We start from the raw sequence: 1,737 nt of genomic DNA, 5'->3' as shown, positions 1-1,737 counted from the left end.
GGCCCAAAGGATTGTTAACGGAGATGTTCCCGAATCTTTGAAAAATCGTCAGTTAATTTCCCTCGATATGGGAAGTTTAATCGCTGGGGCAAAATATCGAGGCGAATTCGAGGAAAGATTGCGGTCAGTCATGAAAGAAGTTACCCAATCAGAAGGGCGAATTATTCTCTTTATCGATGAACTGCATACCGTTGTCGGTGCGGGTTCTAGGGAAGGGGGATCGATGGATGCAGGCAACCTATTAAAACCTATGTTAGCTCGGGGGGAATTGCGCTGTATTGGGGCGACAACTTTAGATGAATATCGCAATCATATTGAAAAAGACCCCGCTTTAGAAAGACGTTTTCAACAGGTTTATATTAAGGAACCTTCCGTGGAGGATACTATCTCAATTCTCCGGGGTTTAAAAGAACGTTATGAGCTGCATCATGGGGTGACAATTACCGATTCGGCCCTAGTGGCAGCAGCTACCCTATCCCATCGTTATATTAGCGATCGTTTTTTACCGGATAAAGCGATCGATTTAGTCGATGAAGCGGCGGCCAAATTAGAGGTAGAAAGTACCACTAAACCCGCCGATTTGGAAATGATAGATCGTCGCTTAATGCAGTTACAAATGGAAAAATTCTCCTTAGAAAAAGAGGAGAAAAAAGATCGAGCTTTTCAAGAGCGTTTAGAAAGAATTATCGAAGAAATTGAGGAATTAGAAAGTAAACAAAAGCCTCTCGCTGACCAATGGCAAACGGAAAAACATATCGCCGAGGAAATTAAATTATTACGAGAGGAAGAAGAACAATTGCGCCTACAGGTGGAACAGGCCGAACGTGCTTATGATCTCAATAAAGCGGCCCAATTAAAGTATGGCAAACTAGAAATTTTACAAGGGGAATTAGAAGCAAAAGAAAAAGAACTAGAAACTATTCAAGCGGCAGGTTCGACCCTGTTAAGACAACAGGTAACTGATGCTGATATCGCCGAAATAGTTGCCCGTTGGACAGGAATTCCCGTCAATCGTTTAATGGAATCGGAACGACAAAAATTATTAGAATTAGAGTCTCATTTACAGAAAAAAGTTGTCGGACAAAATGAAGCGGTCACGGCAGTAGCAGCGGCGATTCGACGCGCACGCGCGGGAATGAAAGATCCCTCCCGTCCGATTGGTTCATTCCTATTTATGGGACCCACAGGAGTGGGTAAAACCGAGTTAGCGCGGGCCTTGGCGGGGTTACTGTTCGACTCAGAAGAAGCCATGGTTCGCATCGATATGTCGGAATACATGGAAAAACACGCGGTTTCGCGGTTAATCGGCGCTCCTCCGGGTTATGTGGGTTACGAGGAAGGGGGACAACTATCGGAAGCGGTGCGTCGTCGTCCCTATTCGGTGGTTTTATTGGATGAAGTGGAGAAGGCCCATCGGGATGTTTTTAACATTTTATTACAAGTGCTTGACGATGGGCGCATTACCGACTCTCAGGGGCGAGTGGTGGATTTTCGGAATACGATTATCGTCATGACCAGTAATATTGGCAGTGACCATATTTTAAATGTTTCCGAAGATGCCGATTATGAGGAGATGCGGAAACGGGTTTTAACAGCTTTGCGGAGTCATTTTCGTCCCGAATTTTTGAATCGTATCGACGATTTAATTATTTTCCATACCCTGAAAAAAGAAGAATTGCGTTACATTGTTCGTCTGCAATTACAGCGTCTGGAAAGATTATTAGCAGAACAAAAAAT

General features: G+C 44.0%; 1 protein-coding gene. It reads left to right on the top strand.

What is annotated here, in order from left to right; genetic code table 11:
* Positions 1-1,737 (top strand): ATP-dependent Clp protease ATP-binding subunit (locus PX484_RS09265; protein ID WP_288103580.1); only part of this gene is annotated, 1,737 nt, incomplete at both ends.

It is taken from the genome of Microcystis sp. M49636_WE2, from assembly GCF_030065375.1.
GTDB classification, from domain to species: Bacteria; Cyanobacteriota; Cyanobacteriia; order Cyanobacteriales; family Microcystaceae; genus Microcystis; species Microcystis aeruginosa_C.
The sequence above is the reverse complement of the archived record's forward strand: the minus strand, read 5'-3'. Positions and strand labels throughout refer to the sequence as shown.